The sequence below is a fragment of the Cohnella kolymensis genome, from assembly GCF_000829465.1.
Taxonomy (GTDB): Bacteria; Bacillota; Bacilli; order Paenibacillales; family Paenibacillaceae; genus Cohnella; species Cohnella kolymensis.
In genome coordinates this window covers 198,294-223,227 of the sequence record NZ_JXAL01000001.1, presented here as the reverse complement: position 1 = coordinate 223,227, position 24,934 = coordinate 198,294, and the positions used below count along the sequence as shown (strand labels likewise).

General features: G+C 42.7%; 25 protein-coding genes. 23 read left to right on the top strand and 2 right to left on the bottom strand.

Annotated elements, in window-relative coordinates:
• The first annotated feature begins 138 nt into the window (after positions 1 to 138).
• The 15 genes from SD71_RS01080 to lspA all read left to right on the top strand — a co-directional run bounded on the left by SD71_RS01080 (position 139) and on the right by lspA (position 15,774).
• Complete coding sequence (locus SD71_RS01080; protein ID WP_041058529.1) at positions 139 to 3,630, top strand: hypothetical protein; 3,492 nt, start codon at positions 139 to 141, stop codon at positions 3,628 to 3,630.
• 4 nt (positions 3,631 to 3,634) lie between these two features.
• Complete coding sequence (locus SD71_RS01075; RefSeq protein ID WP_041058526.1) at positions 3,635 to 4,453, top strand: adenine nucleotide alpha hydrolase family protein; 819 nt, start codon at positions 3,635 to 3,637, stop codon at positions 4,451 to 4,453.
• A gap of 322 nt (positions 4,454 to 4,775) precedes the next feature.
• Positions 4,776 to 6,842, top strand: a complete 2,067-nt coding sequence (locus SD71_RS01070) for a DEAD/DEAH box helicase family protein (RefSeq protein ID WP_200889535.1) — start codon at positions 4,776 to 4,778, stop codon at positions 6,840 to 6,842.
• Positions 6,835 to 7,005, top strand: a complete 171-nt coding sequence (locus SD71_RS24120) for a hypothetical protein (RefSeq protein ID WP_165418303.1) — start codon at positions 6,835 to 6,837, stop codon at positions 7,003 to 7,005. Before SD71_RS01070 ends, SD71_RS24120 begins: the two co-directional genes overlap by 8 nt.
• On the top strand, positions 6,996 to 7,595 hold the full coding sequence (locus tag SD71_RS21760; protein ID WP_052475827.1) for an AAA family ATPase: 600 nt from the start codon (positions 6,996 to 6,998) through the stop codon (positions 7,593 to 7,595). Before SD71_RS24120 ends, SD71_RS21760 begins: the two co-directional genes overlap by 10 nt.
• A gap of 7 nt (positions 7,596 to 7,602) precedes the next feature.
• Positions 7,603 to 8,340, top strand: a complete 738-nt coding sequence (locus SD71_RS21755) for a hypothetical protein (protein WP_052475826.1) — start codon at positions 7,603 to 7,605, stop codon at positions 8,338 to 8,340.
• Between the two features lie 43 nt (positions 8,341 to 8,383).
• Positions 8,384 to 8,980: a hypothetical protein gene (locus SD71_RS21750; RefSeq protein WP_052475825.1), complete on the top strand. Its 597-nt coding sequence runs from the start codon at positions 8,384 to 8,386 to the stop codon at positions 8,978 to 8,980.
• Complete coding sequence (locus SD71_RS01060; RefSeq protein WP_041058523.1) at positions 8,980 to 9,396, top strand: hypothetical protein; 417 nt, start codon at positions 8,980 to 8,982, stop codon at positions 9,394 to 9,396. Before SD71_RS21750 ends, SD71_RS01060 begins: the two co-directional genes overlap by 1 nt.
• Positions 9,397 to 9,509: 113 nt before the next feature.
• Entirely contained in the window at positions 9,510 to 10,556 is a 1,047-nt protein-coding gene (locus SD71_RS01055; protein ID WP_041058521.1) for a hypothetical protein, read from the top strand.
• Positions 10,557 to 10,763: 207 nt separating this feature from the next.
• Positions 10,764 to 12,788, top strand: coding sequence for a GmrSD restriction endonuclease domain-containing protein (locus SD71_RS01050; RefSeq protein WP_082033963.1), 2,025 nt, complete (start codon positions 10,764 to 10,766; stop codon positions 12,786 to 12,788).
• A gap of 179 nt (positions 12,789 to 12,967) precedes the next feature.
• Positions 12,968 to 13,207 carry a hypothetical protein gene (locus SD71_RS01045; RefSeq protein WP_041058518.1) on the top strand — a complete coding sequence of 80 codons (240 nt, stop codon included), beginning with the start codon at positions 12,968 to 12,970 and terminating at the stop codon, positions 13,205 to 13,207.
• Between the two features lie 21 nt (positions 13,208 to 13,228).
• Positions 13,229 to 13,912: a nuclease-related domain-containing protein gene (locus tag SD71_RS01040; RefSeq protein WP_041058515.1), complete on the top strand. Its 684-nt coding sequence runs from the start codon at positions 13,229 to 13,231 to the stop codon at positions 13,910 to 13,912.
• 35 nt (positions 13,913 to 13,947) lie between these two features.
• Positions 13,948 to 14,274 (top strand): nucleoside triphosphate pyrophosphohydrolase, encoded by a 327-nt coding sequence (locus SD71_RS01035; protein ID WP_041058512.1) that lies wholly within the window; start codon positions 13,948 to 13,950, stop codon positions 14,272 to 14,274.
• Between the two features lie 122 nt (positions 14,275 to 14,396).
• Positions 14,397 to 15,257 carry a patatin-like phospholipase family protein gene (locus tag SD71_RS01030; RefSeq protein ID WP_041058509.1) on the top strand — a complete coding sequence of 287 codons (861 nt, stop codon included), beginning with the start codon at positions 14,397 to 14,399 and terminating at the stop codon, positions 15,255 to 15,257.
• A 40-nt stretch (positions 15,258 to 15,297) separates the two neighbouring features.
• A complete protein-coding gene (gene lspA / locus SD71_RS01025) occupies positions 15,298 to 15,774 on the top strand; it encodes a signal peptidase II (protein WP_041058506.1) in 477 nt (158 codons plus the stop codon).
• A 12-nt stretch (positions 15,775 to 15,786) separates the two neighbouring features.
• Here lspA and SD71_RS25375 read toward each other — a convergent pair whose 3' ends face one another.
• Together SD71_RS25375 and SD71_RS25370 are read right to left on the bottom strand one after the other, a co-directional pair.
• Positions 15,787 to 16,134 (bottom strand): substrate-binding domain-containing protein, encoded by a 348-nt coding sequence (locus SD71_RS25375; protein WP_161793313.1) that lies wholly within the window; start codon positions 16,132 to 16,134, stop codon positions 15,787 to 15,789.
• Entirely contained in the window at positions 16,086 to 16,709 is a 624-nt protein-coding gene (locus SD71_RS25370) for a LysR family transcriptional regulator (protein ID WP_161793312.1), read from the bottom strand. Before SD71_RS25370 ends, SD71_RS25375 begins: the two co-directional genes overlap by 49 nt.
• A 143-nt stretch (positions 16,710 to 16,852) precedes the next feature.
• Here SD71_RS25370 and SD71_RS01010 point away from each other — a divergent pair, with 143 nt between their 5' ends.
• From SD71_RS01010 to SD71_RS00980, 8 genes are read left to right on the top strand one after another with little or no spacing between them, the layout of a single operon-like run.
• The gene (locus tag SD71_RS01010) at positions 16,853 to 18,904 is read left to right on the top strand and encodes a hydantoinase/oxoprolinase family protein (protein WP_041058501.1); all 2,052 of its coding nucleotides are present in this window, start codon (positions 16,853 to 16,855) and stop codon (positions 18,902 to 18,904) included.
• Between the two features lie 17 nt (positions 18,905 to 18,921).
• Positions 18,922 to 20,400, top strand: a complete 1,479-nt coding sequence (locus tag SD71_RS01005) for a hydantoinase B/oxoprolinase family protein (RefSeq protein WP_041058498.1) — start codon at positions 18,922 to 18,924, stop codon at positions 20,398 to 20,400.
• Between the two features lie 32 nt (positions 20,401 to 20,432).
• A complete protein-coding gene (locus SD71_RS01000; protein WP_041058495.1) occupies positions 20,433 to 20,711 on the top strand; it encodes a hypothetical protein in 279 nt (92 codons plus the stop codon).
• Positions 20,683 to 21,522 carry an NAD(P)-dependent oxidoreductase gene (locus SD71_RS00995; protein ID WP_052475823.1) on the top strand — a complete coding sequence of 280 codons (840 nt, stop codon included), beginning with the start codon at positions 20,683 to 20,685 and terminating at the stop codon, positions 21,520 to 21,522. Before SD71_RS01000 ends, SD71_RS00995 begins: the two co-directional genes overlap by 29 nt.
• Positions 21,523 to 21,572: 50 nt before the next feature.
• Entirely contained in the window at positions 21,573 to 21,725 is a 153-nt protein-coding gene (locus SD71_RS23820) for an iron-containing alcohol dehydrogenase (protein WP_161793311.1), read from the top strand.
• Positions 21,726 to 21,748: 23 nt separating this feature from the next.
• The gene (locus SD71_RS00990) at positions 21,749 to 22,813 is read left to right on the top strand and encodes an iron-containing alcohol dehydrogenase (protein WP_041058493.1); all 1,065 of its coding nucleotides are present in this window, start codon (positions 21,749 to 21,751) and stop codon (positions 22,811 to 22,813) included.
• Positions 22,810 to 23,898, top strand: a complete 1,089-nt coding sequence (locus tag SD71_RS00985) for an extracellular solute-binding protein (RefSeq protein ID WP_152619300.1) — start codon at positions 22,810 to 22,812, stop codon at positions 23,896 to 23,898. Before SD71_RS00990 ends, SD71_RS00985 begins: the two co-directional genes overlap by 4 nt.
• A 9-nt stretch (positions 23,899 to 23,907) precedes the next feature.
• Positions 23,908 to 24,927, top strand: coding sequence for an ABC transporter substrate-binding protein (locus SD71_RS00980; protein ID WP_041058490.1), 1,020 nt, complete (start codon positions 23,908 to 23,910; stop codon positions 24,925 to 24,927).
• Positions 24,928 to 24,934 lie beyond the last annotated feature (7 nt).

Below are 24,934 nucleotides of genomic sequence, written 5' to 3'. Positions count from 1 at the left end.
TAGAGAAACTTTCTGAACATCAGTTTTATCCTATTCATTTCAATAGAACGAATAGGTTAGACACTGTTCTGCTTCCTAAGGTAGCAGCGGATGATTTTCTTCAGGAAGAATATCACAGAAGGTTGGGAGAGAATCATTTTGAGCAAACAGTCGTCAGCTAATTTCCAGCCGAGCATAAATCTTCGTTTTGACTTTGGCAAAGCAGACTTTGTGGATAGGTTTATTCCTACTGCTGCTCACGTCAACCCATTTCAAGAGATTCTTAAAGGATTTATTGAGGACGGCCCAAAATCTCATATTATTTCAGGTCCTTATGGATCTGGGAAATCCCTGATGGGTGTTGTTATCGCTAGTCTCTTATCTAAAAAATTAGATCAATCTACGATAGATAAACTCTCTGCTAAATTTAATTTGGTTGATGCTAAGGTTAGTAATTTGATCAATAAAGTTGCTAATTCTAAAATCTCTTATATTCCTGTAATACTAGAAGGTAACGTGCATAATCTGCATCGTGCATTAATCTCATCAATATATAAAGCGTTGAAGAGCGACGGCACGAATATAATTATGCCAAATTTAATTTCGGAGATTTTAGGTACCATAAAGACGTGGGAGCTCAACTACCCAGCTACATATTCTCTTTTTGAAAAGAAACTGAGTGAGAATAAGCAGCATTTAAAGACTTGGATTAACCAAGTTGAAAGTTATGATGATCAGGCAATTACATGGTTTACGAATATATATCCAGAATTAACTTCAGGGGCACATTTTGTACCCAAGTATTCAGGAGAATTAGTTACACAAATACTGTACCTATTGAATGAGCTCAATAAACTCGGTAAGGGTTTATTTGTTGTGCATGACGAATTTGGTCGATTCCTTCAGTCAATGAATCCAAATGAAATTAATGAAGCTATGCAGGATTTACAGGACTTAGCGGAGTTAGCGAGTCATAATGATTATCACAATTTTAACTATTTATTGATCAGTCATAAAAACATGAGGCAGTATGCTTACCGCCTAAGTGAAGATATGCAGAAAGAGTTTCAACGAATTGAGAAAAGATTCGCGATACATCATATAGAAAGCGATCAATCAACCTTTGTTCGCATAGCTAATATAGTTACCGAAGACATGCGTGCCCAATGGAATCCAAATCAATTTCGCAACCATATACAAGATGGATTGCTTAAATACAATCTTTTTCCAGAGCTGTCGCACGCTGAACAGAGATCCTTGATCATAGAACAGGGGTATCCATTACATCCAAGTAGTCTATTTTCCATGCCAAAATTGGCCAATCTCGTAGCTCAGAACGAACGAACGCTATTTACTTTCTTAGAGAGTAATGATGCGGGTGGTTTAAGATATCATTTTGATAAGTTCAATGACTGGTACACTCCAGATAAATTGTTTGACTACTTCGAGCCTTCTTTTGATGAATTTGAGCATGAATCCAACGTTAAAAGAAGCTATCTACTCTATAAGAGACTTCAAAAACGTTTAGTTCCATCAGAGGATTTAGAGGATCAGTTAAAAATTTTAAAATTAATTACTTTATGGGATATAACAAATTTAAATACTAAGATAATTTTAAGCAGAGATTTCTTGGCATTTTCTTTGATGTTTACCGAAGAGAAAGTTCAGGGTTTGCTAGATCAATTGTATGAAACAAAAATCATTCGGTACCTTAACGATGAAGATAGGTTTATCTTATACGAAGGCAGTATAGTTGATGTCAACAAAGAGATAGAGCATCTATTGGTGACATCAAGTTTTTCGGTAAAACAAAAATTAGATCTAGCTGAACAGTTACTGGAGGTTAAGAGCTACTTACCTAAGTTATATAACGATGAAAAAAGTATAACTAGGTTTGCTCAAGTTAAGTTTATTGACGAATCTGAGATAGGCGAGGAAACATTATCAATTCAATCAAACAAGAACTTAGATTTTCAGATTGTATTTGTCATCTCAGATGATGCTTCAAAACATGGTGCGTTGACGGCACGGATAGATTCATATTCGAGGAGGCACGAGAAGGTTATATTTGTAGTCTATAACCAAACCTTCAACCACTTTTATAAAGATCTTGAAACACTGCTCGTAATTGAGAAACTACAACAAGACAAGGTATTTCTGATCCAGGACCGTTTTTTAATCGATGAACTGAACTTTATGAAACGATCCTTACATTACCGTGTTAAAGATGAGATAAGTCCCTTTATTAACTTCTCACCAGATGCTTCTTGGCTATACAAAGGCGAACAGTTAGTCGTAAGTGACGAACGAACATTAAGTAATAACTTGTCAAATATCATGTTTGATTTATATCCGGATACACCAGAAATCCGTAACGAGGCTTTTAACAGAAGATTCATAGCCAAAGTACAAGAAAAAAATGCTTATAAAGTGATTGATAAAATACTTGAAAAAATAAAAACTAACAGTGAGGAAATCAGCATTTCCGGCTTTGGGCCAGATTACTTGATCTACGCTACTGTTCTTAAAAACCATGAACTTGATCCGATAAGGCCACATCTCTTGAAGGATAAATCACTTCTTAATTTACGCAAATCTTTATTGAACGTACTAAAAAAAGAAAATGCCCCCTTGGCAGACTTAGTAGCCGTTTTCCGTGAGAGTCCTTTTGCTGTGAGATTGCCTGTAATACCAGTCCTATTACCAGCATTATTGGGCAAGGAATGGAAATACCTGCTTTTTTATAACAATGGGATGTTTATGCAATCTGTAGATGGCGCAACTCTTTGGAAAATGGTACATGATCCTGAGAACTACTCGTTCGCGTTTCAGTCTATAGAGGATAGATATGGACCATTGATAACGCTGATTGAGGAATGCTTCGCTTCCTACATTTACGACGAAGACAGAGGTCTACAAACGGCGGTTTACTTAAGTAAAGTGTTATTGCGTTGGTATAACTCTCTACCACGTTTGGCACGCGTAACCCACAAACAATCTGCTGCATCGAATATGTTTAGACAAATCGTTAGATCGAGTGAGATGAGACCTCTAGAGGCTATTCAACAGCTGTACAGTTTCACGAACATGGGTGAAGACAAATTGAAACTTGAAGCTGCCAAAAATGAAAGTGAAGATTATTTAGAGAAGCATAATGAATACCTAGAGTCAGTGGTTCTTTCTACTATGAACCTAGCTGCTTACTCTGATATTCAAAGCTGGACCGAGAGCCAAAGCAGCCTTCTTAAAAAGACATCTAAATTATTATCAAGTATTTTAGTATCAAATGACGATAATTATGTTGATAGCATCAGCCAAGCTATAGTTGGCGTAAGCAGAAATGATTGGTCTGATGCTACCGATGAAGTTTTTCAAACTGAGCTATGGAACGAACTTAGTCACCTGCAAAATCCTGATAATAACATGAATTACATTGAAATTAACGACGGAGGCGCTTCCTTAGTTTTGCCTAAAGTAGACCTCTCGTCGAAATCGAAGATAATTTATGATGATATAAGTAGAAAGCTCAAGTATACAGGGCGAACCGTCACTAAAGATGAGTTACTTATGGTGTTATGGAACTTAATACAAGACATTTCCGATACAAACAGTGCTAACGAAAATCAACAGACTCTAAGTAAAGAGGGATAATCTTATGACTAGAAAAACTGTACATGTATCGATGTTTAGTGGTGGCGCTGCTAGCGCTTATGTTGCATACCAAATGGTACAAACCTATGGTAAAGAGAATTGCTATCTATTCTTTACTAATACATTGTGGGAAGACGAAGACAATTATCGTTTTATGTATGAAATAGCCGACTATATAGGGGTTCCTATAACAGAGTACGTAGATGGTAGAACTCCGGAAGAAGTTTTTGAGCAAACACGCTTTTTGGGTAATTCGAGGCTTGCTAAGTGCTCGTCGGAGTTAAAGGTACGACAAACTGTAATTTTTATCGAAGATCTAAGAGATCAGGGGCTAGAGCCTATCTTATATTTTGGTATCGGAGCTCATGAAAAGCAACGTGCAGATAATCTTAAGGAATTTTACGGACATCAGGCTTTAGAGCCAGTAGAAACAAGATTTCCTCTGTTCGAATCAAATATTAAAGATGTCAATGCCAAGGAAATCATTGAGAAGCAATGGGGTATTAAACTTCCCCGAATGTATGAGTTAGGGTTTGCACACGCAAATTGCGGGGGGCGATGTGTAAGAGGTGGATTCAATCATTACAAGGATTTATATCGAATTTGGCCGGACAGATACATGGAGCAAGAAGAAATGGAAGAAAAAATGAGAGCAATGCTGGGCGATGTGAGTATTTTAAAGTTAAGAGATGACGGCAGCCCGTATACATTAAAAGAATATAGGAATTACCTCGATAGTTTAAATGATCAGATTTCAGAAGTGGCTGCTTCACTAGAAATACCTGCAGAAGATGACACCGTGCCATGTGTCTGTGTGTTTTGATCAAAAACTACAAGTATAATAAGCGCACCTGTTTGCTTGGTGCGCTTTTATTATCCCAGATAGATTTTATATACACGGGGTTATGGAGGAAATAGAGGCCACTTGTCGAATTTGTAGCTTAAGGTATATAACAATGTCAACATTTGTATTTATAATAGTACTTATGTCTCAGTTACTTTTGCTTTAGAATAGTGTGTAGATAACGCAATGCTGCGAGGAAGTGAAGCTGTGAGTTTTAAAGATCTTAGTATAAATAAAGAATATCGCTCATTTTCAGATGACATTGTTAACACTTTTTATTTACCATTATTAAAAAAATGCGGTGATTTATCAGAGGGCAGTAGGGTTTTTCTCTTCTTCTGCATTAATTGAGATCTCATACGGTATAACCGAATTATTGAAGAATGGGGGTAAGATTCAATTAATTGCCTCTCCCCGTCTTCAAAAAGAGGATATTGACGCTATTGAAAAAGGGTATGAAGAACGAAGCGCCATCATAGAACGAGCAATAATTCAATCATTTAGCGAACCTAAAAACTATTTTGAAGAACAACGACTTAATTTACTAGCTACTCTTGTTGCCCAAGGCCGTTTAGATATAAAGATTGCTTTTATTGAAGACAAGTCCGGTATAGGAATGTACCACGAAAAAGTCGGGCTGATACACGACGCAGATGGTAATGTAGTTGCCTTTACTGGCTCTATGAACGAAACAAGCACTGCTTTTTCCCATAACTATGAGACAATCGATGTCTTCTGTTCTTGGACAGAAGATTCCGAGCGAGTAAGTACAAAGCAGTCAGCATTTAATGCCTTATGGAATGACTATGAACCAAGAATGAAGACAATCGAGTTTCCTCGTTTGGCTCGTGAAAAGCTTCAATCATACAAAAACGATCAGTTGGACTTAAATATCGATATTCAAGAACGTAGGACAGAGTATGTCATAGCGACATCCCCTTCTGGGCCGCAAGTCCCGGAAGGTGTCGATCTACACTCTTATCAACTTGAAGCCATTGACCAATGGGCAAAGCAAGACTTTCGAGGGATTTTTGATATGGCAACAGGAACCGGTAAAACTTTTACTGGACTAGGTGCTATCTGCCGGTTGTTCAAAGCTTGTAAGAATGAGCTGGCTGTTATTATCGTCTGTCCTTACCAACATCTTGTTGAGCAATGGGTAGAAGACATAGTCAAGTTTAACATGAAGCCCATTATCGGTTATTCTGCTTCTACTCAAAAAGATTGGAAAAAAAGATTAAAAGAAACTACTATCGCTTTTAACCTTGGTGTGAAAAAACATTTCTGTTTTATAACAACAAATGCCACTTTCAGTTCCGAATATGTACGCCAACAAATAAATATGATGGATGGAAATGTTGTACTTGTTGTAGATGAAGCTCACAATTTTGGAGCTGCTAATCTTAGTAAAACAATGAACCCTAAAATACCTTATCGGCTAGCCTTGTCAGCTACATTAGAAAGGCATGGTGATGAAGACGGCACTGAAAAGCTGTTTCAGTATTTTGGTGAAAAATGCATTGAATATACATTGGAAATGGCCATCAAAGAGGAGAAACTTACCCCATACTATTATCATCCAGTGGTTGTTTACCTTTGTGACGAAGAGTTAGAAGAATATAAGAAGTTATCTAGAGAGCTGATCAAACATTGTAGCAAAAGTGCTAGCGGAAAACTAGTTATTGATGAATACGGGAAGATGATACTTATTAAGCGCGCAAGAATTGTAGCGGCAGCTCGTTATAAAATCTCTAAACTTGAAGAGTTTATTGAACCATACAAAGAAGACAAACATATATTAGTATATTGCGGGGCAGCTACAATTCGAGATCTAGGCTACGAAGAAGGAGTTGCTGACGAAGCCGAAATACGACAAATTGACGCAGTGTCTGATTTGTTAGGAAATAAAATGAATATTCGTATCTCGCAGTTTACCTCCGCAGAATCTGCTCAGGTAAGAGAGCAATTAAAGGAAGAGTTTTCCGAAGGAAAACATATCCAGGCCTTAGTCGCAATCCGATGCCTGGACGAAGGTGTAAACATTCCAAGTATAAAATTGGCTTTTATTCTTGCTAGTAGTACTAACCCGAAGGAATATGTGCAACGAAGGGGTAGGGTTTTACGAAAATCAATTGGAAAAACGCACGCTGTCATCTATGATTTCATTACATTGCCGAGACCATTAGATCAGGTGAAAAACCTGCCAACTGATGAGACAAGAATAGACATATCCCTCGTTAAAAAGGAAATAACGAGAATGAAAGATTTTGCCTCAATTGCTGAAAACCCTTCCGAAGCCGATAAATTAATAAACATGATTGAAGAGAGCTATGATCTTTTGACTATTGGAGGAGACGAATATGTCTAAAAATCTTGAGGATATTGATATCGATAAAAAAAAGCTGGATAGATTAAAATTTTATATATTAAAAGCCGAGAGAGAAAACTTACGAACTAGACAAGACACAAACGAACAAATGGTGGAAAAGGTTAGAAAGTTAATCGAGGAGGAAGTTAAGAAATGCTATTAAGGTCTATTAAACTTAAGAATTTTAGACAGTATAAGGGTATCCAAAATATGACCTTTTCTAGTGATAATCAACAGAATGTCACAGTAATCTTAGGAGATAATACAAGCGGCAAAACTACCTTAGTGCAAGCATTTAATTGGACTTTATATGGAACGTCGACATTTACTACAAAAGATTTCTTGTTAAATATGGACGTATCGAGAGAAATGGATATAGGTGACAATGAAACTGTTGAAGTTGAAATATGCCTTAATCACGACAATACGGAATATATAATCACTAGAACTCAGGAATATACGTGCGATTATAAAGGTGTCCGGCCTAACAAGTCTGATATAAAGGTTTCCTATAAGGAAAGCGATGGTCAAATAGAAACAATACGAAAATCAGTCATTGATAGTACGATAAATAAGATACTACCTAGTGATTTGTCTAACTATTTCTTCTTTGATGGTGAGCGAATAGGGAATATTAGTAGCAAACAGGATGTTGCAGAGTCGGTAAAAGGCTTATTAGGATTAGCGGCACTTGATAATACCATGAAACATTTAGATCCAAGCAAAAAAAAGCTCTGTTATCGGAAAATTTAATAGCAGCTTGGATACTGTAGGGAACAGAAAGGCTGCTGAGGCCGCTCAACGCATTCAAAGCGAACAGGATCGTCTCCAAGTTATTATTAGGGATTTGGAAAATGTTAGGAATGAGATTAGTCACTACGAGCAGCGTAAGGAGCAACTCGAAGATGTACTAAGAGATAATCAACCTACAGCTGAGTTGCAGAAGAATAAAGAACATTTAGAAAACTCTATCAAAGCAGAAGAAAAAGCAATGGAATTAGCTTACAGCAGATTAATGTCGGACTTTAACACAAACACCTCAGCTTTTTTTGCAAAGCCTCTCATGAACAGAGCAATTAGTTTTTTAAAGTCTGCAAAAATAGACGATAAAGGCGTACCCAACATGAACTCAACTTCTATTGATTTCATAATTGAGAGAGGTCATTGTATTTGCGGCGCAACAATATGTGAGGGTAATGAAGTTCATTTGAACCTTATTAAAGAACGGAATTATCTCCCCCCTCAATCAATTGGAACAATGATAAGAACTTTCATTGATCAGATAAACACATATAACAGCACAAATGAGAATTACTATACGAATATCAAAATGAGTTATGAAGATATCTATCGTTATAAAACTCGTATACAGGATTGGGCTGAAGAAGTTGATGAGATTAGTCAAAAGATAAAAGGTAAAGGTGACGTTAAGAAGTACGAAGAAGAGTTGGTCGATGTAAAGAAAAGACTAAAAGACTTCAATGTAAAAAAAAGATAAGCTAATAGCAGACGAAGGGGCATGTAGGAACGATCTTGATAGATTGCAGAAAGTCTATAGTGGCTCTATTACAGCGTCAGAAAAAAATAAACAAATTATGCTATACAACAAATATGCTGAGGCAATCTATTATTGGGTCAAAGATACCTACGAAGTGAAGGAAATTGAAATTAAAGACCAGCTCGAAAAAAAGGTTAACGATATTTTTTCAAGGATGTATCACGGTAAGAGACAAGTTGTGATCGACAGTAAATACAGGGTATCTTTACTTACCGCTTATGGGGATTCTTCTGTACAGACTGATGAATCTCGAGGTCTCGAAACAGTCAAGAATTTCGCGTTTATTGCTGGTTTAGTGGATCTTGCTCGGGGGAAAATCAACAGTAATACCGGCGATGAGGATCTAGCGTTGAGCTCTGAGCCTTATCCATTGGTTATGGATGCTCCCTTTTCTAATGCTGATGAAAAACACGTAAGTACAATTTCCAAAATTTTGCCTGAAATTGCTGAACAAGTAATTATGGTAGTTATGGCAAAAGATTGGGGTTATGCAGAAACAGTGATGGGTGGCAAAGTGGGGAAAAAGTACATGTTGGTAAAAGAGTCGGAAACTTTGACATACATCAAGGAGGTTGGCTAATGTTTGAAAGAGATTACGACTTAAAGGGTAAACACGCATCTTACGTTAAGTACCTTGTGAATAATGCGAAGGTTTTTAAACGATATATAGATGTTTATATGGTTGGTTCAGTCATGGGAATATTGCACGGAAGAAAAGCTACAAAGGATTCCTCAGTATCAGATGAAGCTAGCATCTTCGCAGGCGCTTTTAACACTGAAAGACTTAAATGCGAGTTTTTGTATCGTCTTATAATGCTATTAGATGAAACACCAGGATTGACTGAGGAACAAAGAGTAGATCGAGCTTTCAGAGTAGATGATTCAATGCCTGATGCTTTAAAAGAGAATATGGATTTATTTCATTCTTATGTGTTTGGCGGTATCGAAGTATTGTACGAGAAGTATGAGGATTGTACAACAACTGATGATATATAAATCGAATTTATGACATAGTTGCATCCTTTAACAATGATACTGAAGGTTCATCTTATGATGACCTAATTAAAGCTATTATATAGACGATAAAATCTCTACTAAGGATAAGAATAATGGAAAATGCGTTAAACATATTTGTTGATATTGATGATGCTCTGCAAACATTCAACCATCAAGATTTATATATGGCTGGCGTTACCTTGTTCAAATCATTGCGCTTTCCTGTTGAAGTAATTAAAGAAACTTTAAAAACAACAAATGTTGATGCCTGGAAGTTCATTAACGAATTTACTCCTAACCGTATACATCTCACAAATAACGAAGTTAATTATCTCCAACATGTACAGGGTATTTCATATTTGTTTAATCTCAGTAATGAATGTAAGGGACTTGATGCAATCAGGTCTTGCAAAATCAAAGGTAAAAGGATTAGCTCCTTAGTTTTTCTGGCAGTAGAATTAAACGGTTTCTTGAATGAACGAAGTTATTATGTACACTTTCTTACGCAAATATTAAGCAAGTGTTATACCTCGCCGGTGGTTTTACTTTGGAAATTTGATAACGATATAGCGATATCAGCCCTTGATAACTACCATGATGGACCAATGAGTGAAAATGTATTTTTATCTGATTGGCACTCTTGTGCAAGAACAGATATTGCTGTTATACAAAAACTATCAGAGTTGCGTTTTGATAACCTCAACGCACGTAATATACTTGATCTTTTTTACGACATTTTGTGGGCTTCTTCAAGAGATTATTATATCTACCCTGAATCGCAAGAATATTTAAAATTCGGTTTGTTATTGAACAGGTACATTAGTTACGATAAGTCGAAATATGGAACACCTATATATCTACTTGACGATAGGCTGGAGGAAGAGGTCAGTCAAAGGAGATCGTACTATCCAGATTTATATGGGGATGACTATATTGTAGAATATCAGCAACTAGAAATTAAAATTGATGAAGATATCGACGATATTTCAATAGATGAACTACTCATAATGGAGCAATACTATGATGATGTTTCCGATGAGGAGGACATTGAGGACAACTTTTATGATGATGAAGAGCATCAAAATGAAGAAGTTGACGAAATTGATGAGGTGTTTTTTGATGATCCTATTAAATTGCTAGAATTATTAAACCAAAAATAATATTCACGTTCATGCATCGTAAAACATTGCTTGAAAGTTCAAGTGGAGTGTATCTAATCTAAATGGGGTTGTTGTTATGAAATTAAGGGAATTATTTGAGAAGAATGATACAGATAAGCTGGTGCTTCCGGATTTCCAGAGAGAGTTTGAGTGGAAAGTTGATAAACAAAAAAAGTTTGATCGCTTCTTTTTTTAACATCGCTACCAATAGGCAGCATCCTCATTTTGCAGGGAACTAAGGATGATTTTGCAGCAAAGAAAATCGGGTTTCCAAGTGGTAATGTGGAGCCTAAGGACGAATGCCTATACTTATTGGATGGCCAACAAAGAATTTCGAGTCTAAAGGGTATTTTCTCAGACTTCTTTACTGACTCGGCCAAATGGGAAGAAACGTGGGGCAACTTGTACAGTGGACTAAGGCACAGATGGTTCTTACGGATTAAACCAAGTTCCGGTGACGAAGATGTCTTTGGTTATCTCGATATGCAGTTTAGGAATTTTAAGGAATTTGAGCCAAGCCAGGTTATAGAATTTATAGAGAGAAAACAAATTTTTAAGAAGAATATTAATGAATGGTACAATCCTGGGTTTTCTCCTAAAGATGATAACACCGGGAAAGTTTTTACAGGCTCCAAATTGCGGAATCATATCGCAAAAATGGCCTCTGATGACGGCCTTGTTCCTTTATACTCTATTTATAGAAGGTCAACAAATGCTAATGAAAAACAACTTCATGAGTATGTCATTAGAAGAATTGCTAATGAGCGAGTTGCCGATCTTAAGGCTGAGGTGGAAGATGGTACCAGAGATATTGTAGCTCTCCTAGCGCCTATTGAGCCGGATATCGTAGAGATTATAGACAGTGATGATGAAGACAGGTTAAGAGATGCTTGGTCTCAGTTAGCAGCTACTTGGAGTGAAAAGGTTATAAAATTTTTAAGTGACATCCTTGAACAAGATATCTCGATCATAGAACTTCCGGCAAGCGAGATCAACCGTGCCATCGCAATTTTTGAAAATATTAACTCAAATCCCACCGATCTTGATACTTTCGACTTAATTGTTGCCAAAGCAGCTAGAAACAGAGATGCGGGCTCACTTTCTCAGAGATTGATAAGCGAATTACAAACATCAATGGTATTACCTCCCTCATTGCAACATGGAATATTGGGAAATTGCCCTAGTACCTGGTGCGCAACGCAATTCGATGTTTTAGATGAAAACAAATTATCTAAACCAATCAAAGATCAATACTTAAGTATCTTATCAATGTTCTCTCATATTACATATGGGGCTGTTGATCACATTAAAGTTGATCATACCAAAAGAGCTAAATTTTTACACTTAACACACGCTCAGATAAATCATAATACAAATGCTGCGATAAATGCTTTGAAACGTGCATGTGCTTTCTTGCAATTTAGGTGTGGGTTAATAAATGTAAAATCATTACCTTATGATCTTATGCTTTTGCCTATAGCCTACGTACTTCACGATGAGGAAATTTGGAACAGTAAGGAGGCATTAAACAAGGTAGAGTATTGGTATTGGAGCGCATTATTTGGTGGTGCATATAGAGAAGGTCAAAACAACCAATGTGTCAGTGATGTTCAACACTTGTATACATGGATCAAGACAGGTAATAACCCATTTTTAAAGTGGTATGATAATATACTCAAAGAGGGCGGTTATTCCGACGAAGAAGTGTTACTTTTGAAAGACGACAAGTATGATATCCCTGGAGCTATACACAAAGCCTTATTGCAGTTTGTCCTAAGTAAGCAACCATTAGATTTTTTGGCTGCAGATGGAGAACAGGTTCGATTAAATACATGGGATATAAGTGATAAAAAGCAATTTACGTATAAGGGATCGACTTATGCACTCTCAATACAAGATCACCACATTGTGCCACTAGCTAGCGCAGCGACTATAGGCGATTCAACAAAAGATATCAGAAGGGACAAAAGACATATATTGAATAGTCCGTTAAATAGAACCTATATCTCTTCTTTGTCAAATTCAAAAATTAGTGACAAAAAACCAGTGGATTATTTACACTTTGTTGAAGAATCATCGCAATGGGGTCACTGTATACCGTCTCCTTTTAAAGATGTCTACACTAAAGGCGATAGTGAGAATATGGATGACTACTATGAAAGACTCCAAAAACGGCGATTTCAAGAGCTATATAAAGAAATAAAAAACGAGTTGATTAGTTTATTAAATTGAATATCTTAGCTGACACGATCTGATTATAAAAAAGAGATCGTGTCTTATTATTTGGAAACTATGAGTAGTACACTAGAGGTTTAAGGGGAGTATGGAAGGTATTGCAAACGCGAGACAGAGTGTAAGACTGTTCCGTTTTTATTTAACTTATTGATGATAAGTCTCAGGGGGTGATGAACTTGATCACGCAAGCGGAAGCAATTATCGAGGCTTTTGAGAGTCTGGGAAGAGAGATACCTAGAAGCATAAAAGAAGTCGAAGACTGGGTAGCTGAGAAATATCCTGGACGGTGGAAGGACTTCGGTACTCGAATGGCTGATATGGTACCCAGCTCTGAAGGTGGTAATCAATCATCTACGGTTCCTGAACATATGAAGGTATTCATTAGGACAGAAAAAGGCATTTATCGAATGAGGTAAAGGCCTAGGGGGGACCAGAGCATGTTGAAAAAATTGCTAGGCATATTCAGTTCCAACCAAAGCACCGTTACAACGAGCAAGAGTGCCAAAAAGGGAGAACATAAGAAACCCAAAATCGAGACTACCAGAATAGGGGAACTAGGAGAATACAAAATCAACATCCAGCTAGATCAACTTCCCAAGGGCTGCAAATACTTATCCGATATAATGGTGCGAAATGCAAAGTCGCGCTCAGGTTACTCACAAATAGATCACATCGTCATTTCTCCCTATGGCCTGTTTGTTATTGAGACAAAGAATTACAACGGTGAAATTAAGGGTGGCCGGAAGGATAGGAAGTGGCGGGTAAGTAATCGTTTTAATATGTATAACCCTTTGATGCAAAATTATGGTCATATTAAGGCAATCCAGAGTGTTCTAAATGGATTTCCTACATTGTCCTACATATCTATGGTTTCATTCACAATGCGCTGCCGATTCAGTATTGATCCTGACCTGCGAAAAATTGATTCAGATGAGTTGGTCGTATACGACACAGAGCTTTCTGAATTCATACAACGCAAAATCAACCGAATAAAAGCGACATCAGACAAGCCTTTACTTGGCGAAACAGAAATAAATCAGATCTACAATGTCATTGATTCCGCGAATATCAAAGACGTTGTCATACGAGCCGAACACAATAGAAATGCCAAAACAAAATAAGCACAATTAAGTGACCTGAAAAGAAGGGTTCTCATATGCCAATTTACAATAAATTAGTTCGTGATCGAATACCTGAGATCATCGCTCAATCAGGCAAATCCTCGAGCCTACGTACTTTGGAGCAAGATGAATACGTCCTAGAATTACAACGAAAACTCGGGGAAGAAACAACTGAGTATCTTGCGGCAGCCAACGACCAGGCGGCATTGGAGGAGTTGGCGGACATTCTAGAGGTGCTTCACTCGCTGACGGAGTCGCATGGCTTTACCGTTGAAGAACTTGAACGTGTACGAGCAGCAAAAGCGGAGCAACGAGGAAGATTTAATGATCGTATGTATTTAGTCGAAGTTCATGATGCATAAGATATTACATATTGAAGTGAGCCCTGGCCGTGCAAGGGCTTTTTGTTGTTCCTACCCGAACATAGCGCTATACTTAAGTTAGTATGTAACGAAAGCCCATTAGAAACAAAGGGGTCTTGGGAGTGGAACAAATCGGTCTAGTACTTGAGGGCGGAGGCATGCGCGGGATTTACACCGGGGGCGTGCTGGAGTATTTTGCTGAGCAGAATTTGTATTTCCCCTACAACATCGGTGTGTCGGCGGGGGCTTGTATGTCGGTGAGTTACTTGTCTAGGCAGAATGGCCGGAACAAGGTCGTCAATATCGATTATGTCAAAGATCCTCGCTATATATCGTGGAGGAATCTCATCCGCAAACGCGAAATGTTTGGGATGGACTTTATCTTCGATGAAATCCCGAATACCCTTGTTCCATTTGACTATAAAGCGTTCCAAGCAAGTCCGGAGGAGCTTGTGGTAGGCACAACGGACTTGCAAACCGGCGAGCCTTTATACTATTACAAGAGCGAGTCGGATTTTGATATGTTAAAAGTGTTGCGGGCGTCCAGTTCGCTGCCGGTCATTGCTCCGGTTATGGAGTATAAGGACAGGCTGCTGATGGACGGGGGCATCTCGGATCCGATCCCGCTGCGGAAAGCGGAGCAGGACGGGAATCAACGCAATGTCCTGATCCTGACGAGAAACCAAGAGTACAGAAAATCCCCAACCTCATTCTCTTGGCTCATCCGGCGTTCTTATCGCCGTTTTCCCGAGTTCGTGAACACGCTTCTGCGCCGGCACGAGGTCTACAATGAAACGATGAGCTATATCGACCGGCAGGAGAGTAACGGATCGGCATTTGTCATCCGGCCTCAAATCCCTTTAACGGTGGGACGGATGGAGCGGGACCCCAAAAAACTTGAAGCGTTGTACCGGCAAGGCTACGAGGATGCGCAACGGTTATACCCCGCATTAAAGGAATGGATTGGCAAATCATCAAAGTAGGAACAACCACGGATGGGACGAGAGGGAAGAAGGATTAGCCATGTTCTTTTATGTCATTGCTATATTCGTAGTAATTATCGATCAAATCTCTAAAAACCTGATCCGCGCCTACGTTGATATCGGCGAGACAACATCGTTTTGGGGAATACCCATCACCCACTACGAAAACAGCGGAATGGCCAGCAGCTTATTTCAAGGCTATGGACGACTTTTTGGTGTTGTTGCCGTCGTGTTTGTTATAGTTATCCATCATTACCGCAGAAAAGGCGACATCAAGGGACCCTTACTGGACATCAGCTTCGGCTTTCTTGTTGGCGGGGCGGTGGGAAACGGCATCGACAGGCTGTTATTTGGACAAGTGACGGACTTTCTCATTTCTTTTCCGAGTAAGGGCATTCTCAATTTATCAGATCACGCGATTCAGATCGGCGTATTACTCCTAATCCTCCATGGCGCCATCCGCCTATTAAAATCCCTAAACAACAAAGCAAAAGCGATCAAGGACGAGAGCCCTTGACCGCTTTTTTTATCACTGTACAGTATCTAACAAATGATGTTTCACATACTCTTGGATTACGTTGACAAAGGACGAGATAGCCGCATTCGTGTGTTTACGGCGTTTGTAAACCAGGAATGTCTCGCGGGTAAATTGGTGCTGTTCGCAAAAGGGTATTTCCACCAACTCCCCGGTTTTTATTTCACTCATCACCGCCATCTGCGGAAGAAATGTAACACCGACTTTCTTTGAGGCCAGCCGCTTCATTGCTTCAATATTATCCACCGAAATGTACTGTTTAGGGACGACCTGCTGATTCCGCAGCCATTCAGCTAAAGGACGGAAGTAGGCGGAGGGATTTTTGGCATTGATGATGGACACGCCATGCAGGGAGTCAATAGAAAATTGTTGATTACGGCAATATTGCCATATAGAGGATGATCGGGAGAAGATATAAGTAAGATGCGATCCCGAAACAGCAGGAGCTTGTCCCAGCGTTCGTCTTCTGGAGGATCATTAATCAAAGCAATATGAATGGTGTAATCGTGCAGCATTTCCAACACCTCTTCCGACAAACCCGTTTGAATGGAAATATCGACCTGAGGCATTACGTTTTGAAATTGTTCCAGAAGACTTGGCAGCAAATAAGTTGCGATTCGACTGGTCGTACCGATGTGTAAATGTAGTTTTTCTTCGTTCATTGCTTGATGGAGCATCATCTTCGATTCCTGCGTGAGCGCAAGAATGCGTTGAACAAAGGGTAGGTACAATTCCCCGTATTTAGACAATCGGATGGTGCGTCCGTCTCTTATGAATAGGTCGGTTTCGATTTCCGCTTCCAGCTTCGATATTCGGATGCTTAATGCGGATTGGGTCAAATGCATCATTTCCGCAGCTTTACTGAAGCTTTTCTCACGTACGATTACCGAAAACGCTTCCAATTGATCTAAGTTCAAGCCGCTCACGCTCCCCCTTAATCCATCCGACAATCAATGCATGTATAAAACTTATTTATGATTCGATTGATAACATGAATTTATTATACAGGAAACTTGAAATACAATGTCCCTATAATCCAAAAATACTGGAGGGGAAGCAGATGAGCCGCTACAGAGTAACAGTCGATACCGGTGGAACATTCTCAGATTTTGTGTACTACAACGAAGATTCCAAAGAAATCGCGATAACCAAAATCCCTTCCACGCCTGAAGATCCATCTGAGGCAATTATGAAGGGAATAGAAGTGTTGTTCTCACAAGGTGCTTCGTCTGCGGATATCAACTATTTCTGCCACGGCACGACTGTCGGCACCAACGCGCTCTTGGAAGGGAAGGGAGCCGTTACCGGTTTGCTGGTGACCAAAGGCTTCCGCGGTGTTTATGAAGTGATGGAGCAGGCAAGACCTTATGGTGCGGCGTTATTCGATGTCATGTATGACAAGCCTGCCATGCTCGTACCGCAAAGCCGTACCGGCGAAATACAAGAGCGTATCGATTTTCAAGGCCAAATTCTATTGCCTATGGATGAAAGCGCTCTCCGATCGACGTTAAGTGAATGGCGTGGAAAAGGGATCGAGTCGGTGGCCGTCTGTCTCCTTTTCTCCTTTCTGCATCCTGAACATGAACAGCGGGTCAAGCAAATCATTGAGGAAGAACTGCCGAACTGCAGCGTTTCCTTGTCATCGGAAGTTCTGCCGCAAATTCGCGAGTACTACCGCCTTAGCACCACAGTGATCAATGCTTATTTGCAGCCCATATTGGAGCACTACATTCGCAACCTGAAAGAAAGGTTTGAGCAATCCGAAATCACAACACGCCAAACCTATATCATGCAGTCGAACGGAGGAACTTCTACTTTTGAAGCCACCGCGAAAAAGGCCGTCACCACAGTACTTTCGGGTCCAGCCGGCGGAGTGACCGCTGGAGCCTGCCTCAGTCAAACGACGGGTTACAGCAACCTGATTACGTTTGATATGGGTGGCACTTCCTGCGATGTCGCTTTAATTAAGGATGGAAAGCCCGCCTTGTTCAACCGCAGCAAAATCGGAAACCGTGATATCGCCGTGCCGATGATGGATATTAACACGGTCAGCGCGGGTGGGGGTACGATTGCCCGGGTAGACGAGATGGGTATTTTGGAGGTTGGTCCGGATAGTGCAGGTGCGGTGCCAGGACCGGTAAGCTACCGGAAGGGTGGGACGCTTCCGACGGTCACGGACGCCAATTTAGTACTCAGATATCTAAGCGAGTCCAACTTTTTAGGGGGCAGGATGCTTCTTGACAGGGATCAAGCCGTGCAATCGATTAAGAGCAAAGTGGCTGAGCCTCTAGGTTTGGACCCGGTGGATGCTGCAGAGGGGATTATCAGCATCGTCAACGTCAAAATGGAAGAAGCGATCAAAGCGATTTCCACGGCAAGAGGCTACGACCTCCGTGATTTTATGCTGGTGGCGTTCGGCGGCGCGGGTCCTTTGCATGGAGCCAAGATGGCGCGCGATCTCGGAATGGCAGGTGTGATTGTCCCGTTTCACCCCGGTGTTTACTCGGCGATTGGCTTGCTGATGTCCAATGTTAAACACGATTATGTCCAATCGAAGCTGAGTCCATTGCACTTGCTTAGAGCAGATGAAGTCAACCATATCCTGTCCAAAATGGGCGTTCAGGCGAAACAGGAGCTACTGCACGAAGGGTTCAGCGAAGACGAAATCGTTTTGGAATATTCTTTGGATATGCGTTACGCCGGACAGGGGTACGAGATTAATATTCCTGCGGGGGAACGGCTGACATCGGATGATTTAACCGCAATTCGTGAAAAGTTTGATCAGACGCATCACCAGTTGTTTGCACATATGGCTCCTGAGGAGCCAGTGGAGGTCGTGTCTTACCGGGTAAGCGGCATCGGTTTAGTGCCCAAGGTTGAAGTGCCCTCATACGAACCGTCCGGAGGAACTCTGGAGGACGCTTTTCGGGAACAACGAGAAGCACGTTTCGACGGTAAGGATCTCTCTTGTCCCGTCTATCAAAGAGAGAAGTTGGATGTCGGGCTGGTCATACATGGTCCGGCTATTATCGAACAGTTGGATTCCACCACGATCGTCAATCCGGGGCAGCAGGCCCGAATTGACGGTTGGAAAAACATCATTATTACATAGAAAGGAGAGTGGAAGGGATGATTGCCAATCATCGCACGTTAACGCGTGAGTTGGATGCAGTTCTTTTTCAAGTAATCAAGGCCAGTCTCAGCGGAATCGTACAGGAAATGCAGAATTCGCTTTTCCGTACCGGTTTTTCTACCATCATTCGTGAATCGCAAGATGCCTCTTGCGCGATCATGAACGCAGGCGGCGATGTCGTTGCTCAACATGTTGTGCTTCCGCTGCACATCGGCTGCTTTCCGGCTTGCTGTAATGCCGTAATGAAAGCCTATGGCGGAAGCATCCGGGAAGGGGATGCGTTCCTCATCAATCATCCCTATGAAGGCGGCAGTCCGCATGCCCCGGATATTGCCGTCATCACCCCCATTTTTGCGGAACAGGAGCTGGTAGGCTTCTGTGGAAGTATCGCCCACAAAAGTGATATCGGCGGCCCGGTTCCGGGAAGCTGCTCCGGTCAAGCCAAGGAGATTTTCAATGAAGGCCTGCATTTGCCGGCAGTCCGCTATCAGCAAGGATTCGTAACCAATGAAGAAGTGGAAAAAATCATCGCTTCCAACAGCCGTACCCCGGAACTGGTTCTTGGCGATATACGTGGACAGCTGGGGGCCGATCGTCTGGGGGAAAACAGGTTGAAAAACCTCATCGTTAAATACGGCAAAGATGCGGTTTTGGCCTGTTACAGTCAATTGATGGACGTCGCAGAGAATCGCGTCAGACAAGCCATTTCCCAATGGAGAGACGGCACATATACAGCGGAACGTTTCGTGGATGACGACGGCATCGAATTGAACAAACCGGTGCGCATCTTCGTTACGGTGGAGAAAAAAGGAGAAATGCTGCACATTGATTTCACGGAATCGGCGGATCAAACGAAAGGTCCGGCGAATATCCGTTTTCCGCTCGTGCAAGCGGCATGCGCGTACTGCCTGATCTCCCTGATCGATCCGCAAATGTATGTGTGCAGCGGGCTGTTCCGGACTTTTGATCTTGCAGTCCGCGACGGAAGTGTATTGAGCCCCCGCTTTCCGGCTCCCGTCAATACCTACAACCCGACAGTACATGCCGTCATCGACGCTTTGTTTGATGCGCTGAGCCACATCGTGCCTGACAAAGTTCGGGCCGACGGCTGTGGAAGCCGTTCCATTGTGATCGGCGGGCGTAATACCCATACCGGCAAAAGCTATGTGCAGTATGAGATTGTCGGCGGAGGTACGGGTGCGCGATCCAACAAAGACGGCTTGTCCGGATCGACGAACAACCAGGGCAATGCCCGAATCGCACCGGTGGAGATCATCGAGAGCGAATTTCCGACGCGGATTCTTCGTATGGAGCTGATTAAGGACTCCGGAGGTGCCGGCCGATATCAGGGTGGACTGGGAATTTGCCGGGAGTATGTGAACTTGAAAGATGCTCGTTTCTCGTTAAGATCGGCCAAACATAACATTCCGGCGAATGGCATGCATGGCGGACTCCCTGGACGAACAGGAGCCTGATCATCAATCCGGGCACAGACGGGGAAGTACGATTGCCGAACCGATATGCCGATTATCCGCTGAAAGAGGGGGATGTTTTCCGTTTTGAGACACCCGGAGGAGGCGGTTATGGGGATCCATTAACCCGCGAACCACAGTCAGTGCTGCGTGACGTGCTGGAAGGGTATGTGTCGGTGGAAAGAGCAGAGTCGTGCTACGGTGTTGTTATTGACCGGTTTGAAGGAAAGTATCGGATCCATGAGATGCAAACGGACGAGAAGCGTAAAGAAATGAGGGAAACCAATGGAGACACAGCAATTGCAAAAAGTTGAAAGTGTCGTGGTTATCGGTTTAGGAGCGATGGGGCTGCCCATGGCCGGTCATTTGGTCAACGGCGGATTGAAAGTGTGGGGTTACGATGTCAATCCGGAAGCTTTGTCCAAGGCGGCTGACTTGGGTGTGTACGGATGCACGTCATTACAAGAAATCGCCGGGCAGGTTGATGGGGTACTCATTATGGTGCAGTCGGATCAGCAGGTGGACAACATCATCCGCCACAGCGGCCTCGTTCAGGCCATGAAGCCCGAATCGGTCATCTGCGTGGCCAGCTCAACTTCACCGTATACCTGCCGCGAATTGGCGGAATTCACGGATGCTCACGGCATCGGATTGCTGGACACTCCCGTTGTTTTGGGGCAGGAAGCCTGCAATAACGGGACACTGACGGTTTTCGTCGGCGGCGAGGAACGATGGCTGGAAAAAGCGATGCCCATGTTAACAGCCTTCGGCAAGCATGTCATCCATGTTGGTGATGTAGGAGCCGGGCAGATTGCCAAGACTGCTAACAATATGCTGCTGTGGGCTTGCATGACTGCGAATTTCGAGGTGCTGACATTAGCAAAAAGCCTCGGAATGGACGTGCAGCGTCTGGTTGACGCCCTGGCGTACAGCAGCGGGGCCAACTGGTCTCTATCGCGATGGGGTAAAAGCACGGGCAAGTGGTCCGAAAAAGATATGGACGTCGCGCTGGATCTCGCCCAACAGGTGAAGACGCCTGTACCGCTTTCCGGCTTGGTGGATCAACTTGTGAAAAACATCAACCAAGAAAAAAATGCGTGCACTTTTATCCTAATAAATACTTAACAAAATGGTATGACGCGTTGAAATCTAAATTCATGGAGGTGTCGATTTAGATGAAAACATCGGTGTTTCAAATGCAGACGAAAGTCGTACACGGCTTGGGAAGCCTGCAACAGCTGCCCAAGGAACTGAAAGCGCTCGCAGGTACTAGGCCGTGGATCGTCACTGACCCCGGGATCGCCGGCTCGGCATTCTGGATGAAGTGAGGGAAGTTTTGGAGGCTGCAGGCATGCCGACAGGCGTCTTTACTGACGTGACGCATATTGCCAAAGTGTCAGCCATTGACGAAAGCTGGCGTCAAGCCCAGGAGCATGGAGCCGACTGCATCGTGGCGTTGGGCGGCGGATCGGCGCTGGTGGTGGGAAAAGCGACAGGCGTGTTGGGTGGAGCGGCTAAGGAGGCGAAACTTACAGGCCAACGAACCCCTTCGATCCGCGAGTTTGCATTTAATCCGCCGGTGTATGTCATGCCTGTCGTGGCGATACCGACGACTGCCGGTTCCGGCGCGGAGGTTAGTCCCCACCAGCCGATGGTAGACGAAGAGAACAACCGCAAAATCACGGTCAGCAGCGCTGTGTGCTATCCGCGAGTAGCCATTCTAGACGCTAATTTGATGCGGACGCTGCCGTTCGTTCAGGCAACGCGTTCCGGGGTCGATGCGCTGACCCATGCGATTGAGGCTTGCCTGACGGACCAATCGACAGAGATCACGAACAGCCTTGCTTTACATGCCATGCAGATGCTGATACAGAACCTTCGTAAATCCTGCATGACGGATGATCTTCAAGCGAAGCAGGCTTGCCTTGAAGCCAGTTGTATTGCCAATATGGCATGCGGCAACGCTAAGCTGGGTTACGTACACGGGCTTGCACGCAACGTGCAGACGCTTTTCCCTGTGCCGTACGGAGAGACGATCGGTGTGTTTCTGCCACCCGTCATGGAGTTCAATATGCCGGCGGCACTGGACCGTTATGTAATGATGGCGCCTTACCTGGGTGTAGATTCGGCCGGAAAAAATAGTATTGAGATTGGTGAGGCGGTTATTTATCAAGTGAAAAAATTGCTCGCCGATCTGAATTTCCCCCGTAAATTCTCAGAAGAGGTCGTAGACCGCAAATCTATTCCAATTATGGCAAAGATGGTTTTCGTCCGGAAGCTGGAAAAAAATCTATCACTCGAAGAACTGGATAAAATGGAGCTGCCGCTGTATGGTCCCAATCCCAACATCCGTAAAGCGACTTACGATGACTTTGTCAAGCTATATGAGAAGTCATTCGAGGGGTGGGAACTATGATGAGCTATCGCCTGTTCCTGCGCTTAGGCTGCCTCATGGCTGCTTCCTTGATGCTCTGGGGATGCTCGTCTCAAGGTACAAGCACTTCTGCAGCCGAACCCTCTCAGGGAGCGACGACCATTGCCGAATTAGCCGCTAATGAAGGGAAAGATCGACTGCAAATTCTGACGGACGGAGCCCAGAAAGAAAAGACTCTCATTGTGTACACCTCCCGGACAAATGAAGATATTGAGCGGATAAAAGCCGGATTTGAAAAGAAATACGGCATCACAGTGACCGTCTGGCGTGCCGGATCCGATGTCGTGCTTCAGAAAGTGATCACGGAAGCGAAAGCCGGACGAAATGAGTTTGATATGGTGGATATCAGCGGAACGGAATTGGAAGCGCTTCATCAAGAGGGACTGCTACAGGCAGTCAAATCACCCTATCACGCCGATCTCATACCCCAAGCGCTTCCAGAGCATCGGGAATGGGTAACGACCAGTCTTAATCTGTTTGTTCAGACATACAACACGAATCTAGTAAAAAAAGAAGATTTGCCGAAGAAGTATGAGGACTTGCTGGATCCCAAATGGAAAGGCCGCCTGGGGATTGAGCTTGAAGACTCCGATTATTTTTCCATCATTGTCAAGAAGATGGGAGAAGAAAAGGGGCTCAAGTTCTGGCGGGACTTGGTGGCTGCCAACGGTTTGGACGTGCGCAAAGGACACACTTTGATAACGAATCTGGTTCGTTCCGGTGAAATTCCACTTGGGCTCACCGTCTACAATTTCACGGCCGAGCAGTATAAAAAGGAAGGTTCGCCGCTCGATTGGTTCGTAATCGATCCAGCGGTGGCTCGTCCAAACGGCATCGGTGTTTCCAAAAAAGCTCCTCATCCGTACGCCTCGCTGTTGTTTTACGATTACATGCTAAACGAAGGTCAGCAGGAAATGGCCAATCTAAGCTTTATACCGTCCAGCACAAAAGTGGAATCCCCCTACAGCAAGATCAAGATAGAAGTCATTGATCCGGCTGTCCTTTTAAAAGAGAGGAACAAGTGGGCCGACTTATACGATGAAATCATTATTAAGAGAGAGAAATGAGGAATTTGGGTGATACGAAAACTTTGGTTTCTCTTATTAATCGTAGCCTGCGCCTCCATGACAGCATGCGGAGCGACGGAAACTTCCGGCAGTCAGCAGACTGACAAAAATCCCGCCTTGACGAAGGTCAAGGTGGGGTATGACGGTTATTCGATGACCACGGCTCCGTTGTACTATGCCTATGAAAAAGGAATTTTCAAAAAGTATGGGCTGGATGTGGAATTGGTCTTCGTTAGCGGGGGATCCACACTAAGCCAGGCGGCTATTGGAGGAAGCGTCGATATCGCACAAAATGGCTACACACCTTCAATGGAGTCCATCGTATCCGGTGCTGATCTGGTATTGGTCGGCGGCATCTCGAACAAGCTGCCGTTTCAGTTGGTCGTGAAAGACAACATTACCACTGCGGAGCAGTTGAAAGGGAAATCAATCGCGATCAGCAAGTTTGGTTCTTCTTCCGCGAAAGCAGCTGACATGGCTTTACAGTCTTTAGGGATGACAACAACCGATGTCTCGCTCCTTCAGCTTGGAGGATCAAATGACCGAATCGCAGCTGCGTTAAGCGGCAATATCGACGGTACTATTGAGCAGTATCCGTCTACCGGACAACTTCTGAAGCAAGGATTCCGGGTTATGGTTGACTTGACGGATATTGCCGGTGAATATCCGAATACGGCTTATGCCGTCAAACGAGATTACGCCAAGAATAATGCCGAGGTGTTGAAAAATTTCTTCAGGGGAATTTCAGAAGGCGTTAAAGAATACAAGAAAAACAAAGATGAGGCTATCAAAATCACAGCGCAGTTTTTAAAAATGGATAATCCGGCCGAATTGACGGAAGCTTACGAATTTTATTCCACTAAAATTTTTCCGGACATTCCAAAACCGTCTATGACCGGTATCGATCTGGTACTCAAGGAAATTGCCAAGCAAAAACCGAAGGCAGCGCAGATGACGGCGGAGCAGATCGTCGACGTATCGGCCATCGAAGCGCTCGAGAAAGAGGGATTTTTCAAAAACCTCAAATAGGGGGCGG

Bases quoted from the DNA above. Each gene is read 5' to 3' on its own strand.
- SD71_RS01075 (WP_041058526.1), top strand. From the start codon at position 3,635: ATGACTAGAAAAACTGTACATGTATCGATGTTTAGTGGTGGCGCTGCT.
- SD71_RS24120 (WP_165418303.1), top strand. From the start codon at position 6,835: ATGTCTAAAAATCTTGAGGATATTGATATCGATAAAAAAAAGCTGGAT.
- SD71_RS21760 (WP_052475827.1), top strand. From the start codon at position 6,996: ATGCTATTAAGGTCTATTAAACTTAAGAATTTTAGACAGTATAAGGGT.
- SD71_RS01060 (WP_041058523.1), top strand. From the start codon at position 8,980: ATGTTTGAAAGAGATTACGACTTAAAGGGTAAACACGCATCTTACGTT.
- SD71_RS01055 (WP_041058521.1), top strand. From the start codon at position 9,510: ATGGAAAATGCGTTAAACATATTTGTTGATATTGATGATGCTCTGCAA.
- SD71_RS01040 (WP_041058515.1), top strand. From the start codon at position 13,229: ATGTTGAAAAAATTGCTAGGCATATTCAGTTCCAACCAAAGCACCGTT.
- SD71_RS01035 (WP_041058512.1), top strand. From the start codon at position 13,948: ATGCCAATTTACAATAAATTAGTTCGTGATCGAATACCTGAGATCATC.
- lspA (WP_041058506.1), top strand. From the start codon at position 15,298: ATGTTCTTTTATGTCATTGCTATATTCGTAGTAATTATCGATCAAATC.
- SD71_RS01010 (WP_041058501.1), top strand. From the start codon at position 16,853: ATGAGCCGCTACAGAGTAACAGTCGATACCGGTGGAACATTCTCAGAT.
- SD71_RS01005 (WP_041058498.1), top strand. From the start codon at position 18,922: ATGATTGCCAATCATCGCACGTTAACGCGTGAGTTGGATGCAGTTCTT.
- SD71_RS00995 (WP_052475823.1), top strand. From the start codon at position 20,683: ATGGAGACACAGCAATTGCAAAAAGTTGAAAGTGTCGTGGTTATCGGT.
- SD71_RS23820 (WP_161793311.1), top strand. From the start codon at position 21,573: ATGAAAACATCGGTGTTTCAAATGCAGACGAAAGTCGTACACGGCTTG.
- SD71_RS00990 (WP_041058493.1), top strand. From the start codon at position 21,749: ATGCCGACAGGCGTCTTTACTGACGTGACGCATATTGCCAAAGTGTCA.
- SD71_RS00985 (WP_152619300.1), top strand. From the start codon at position 22,810: ATGATGAGCTATCGCCTGTTCCTGCGCTTAGGCTGCCTCATGGCTGCT.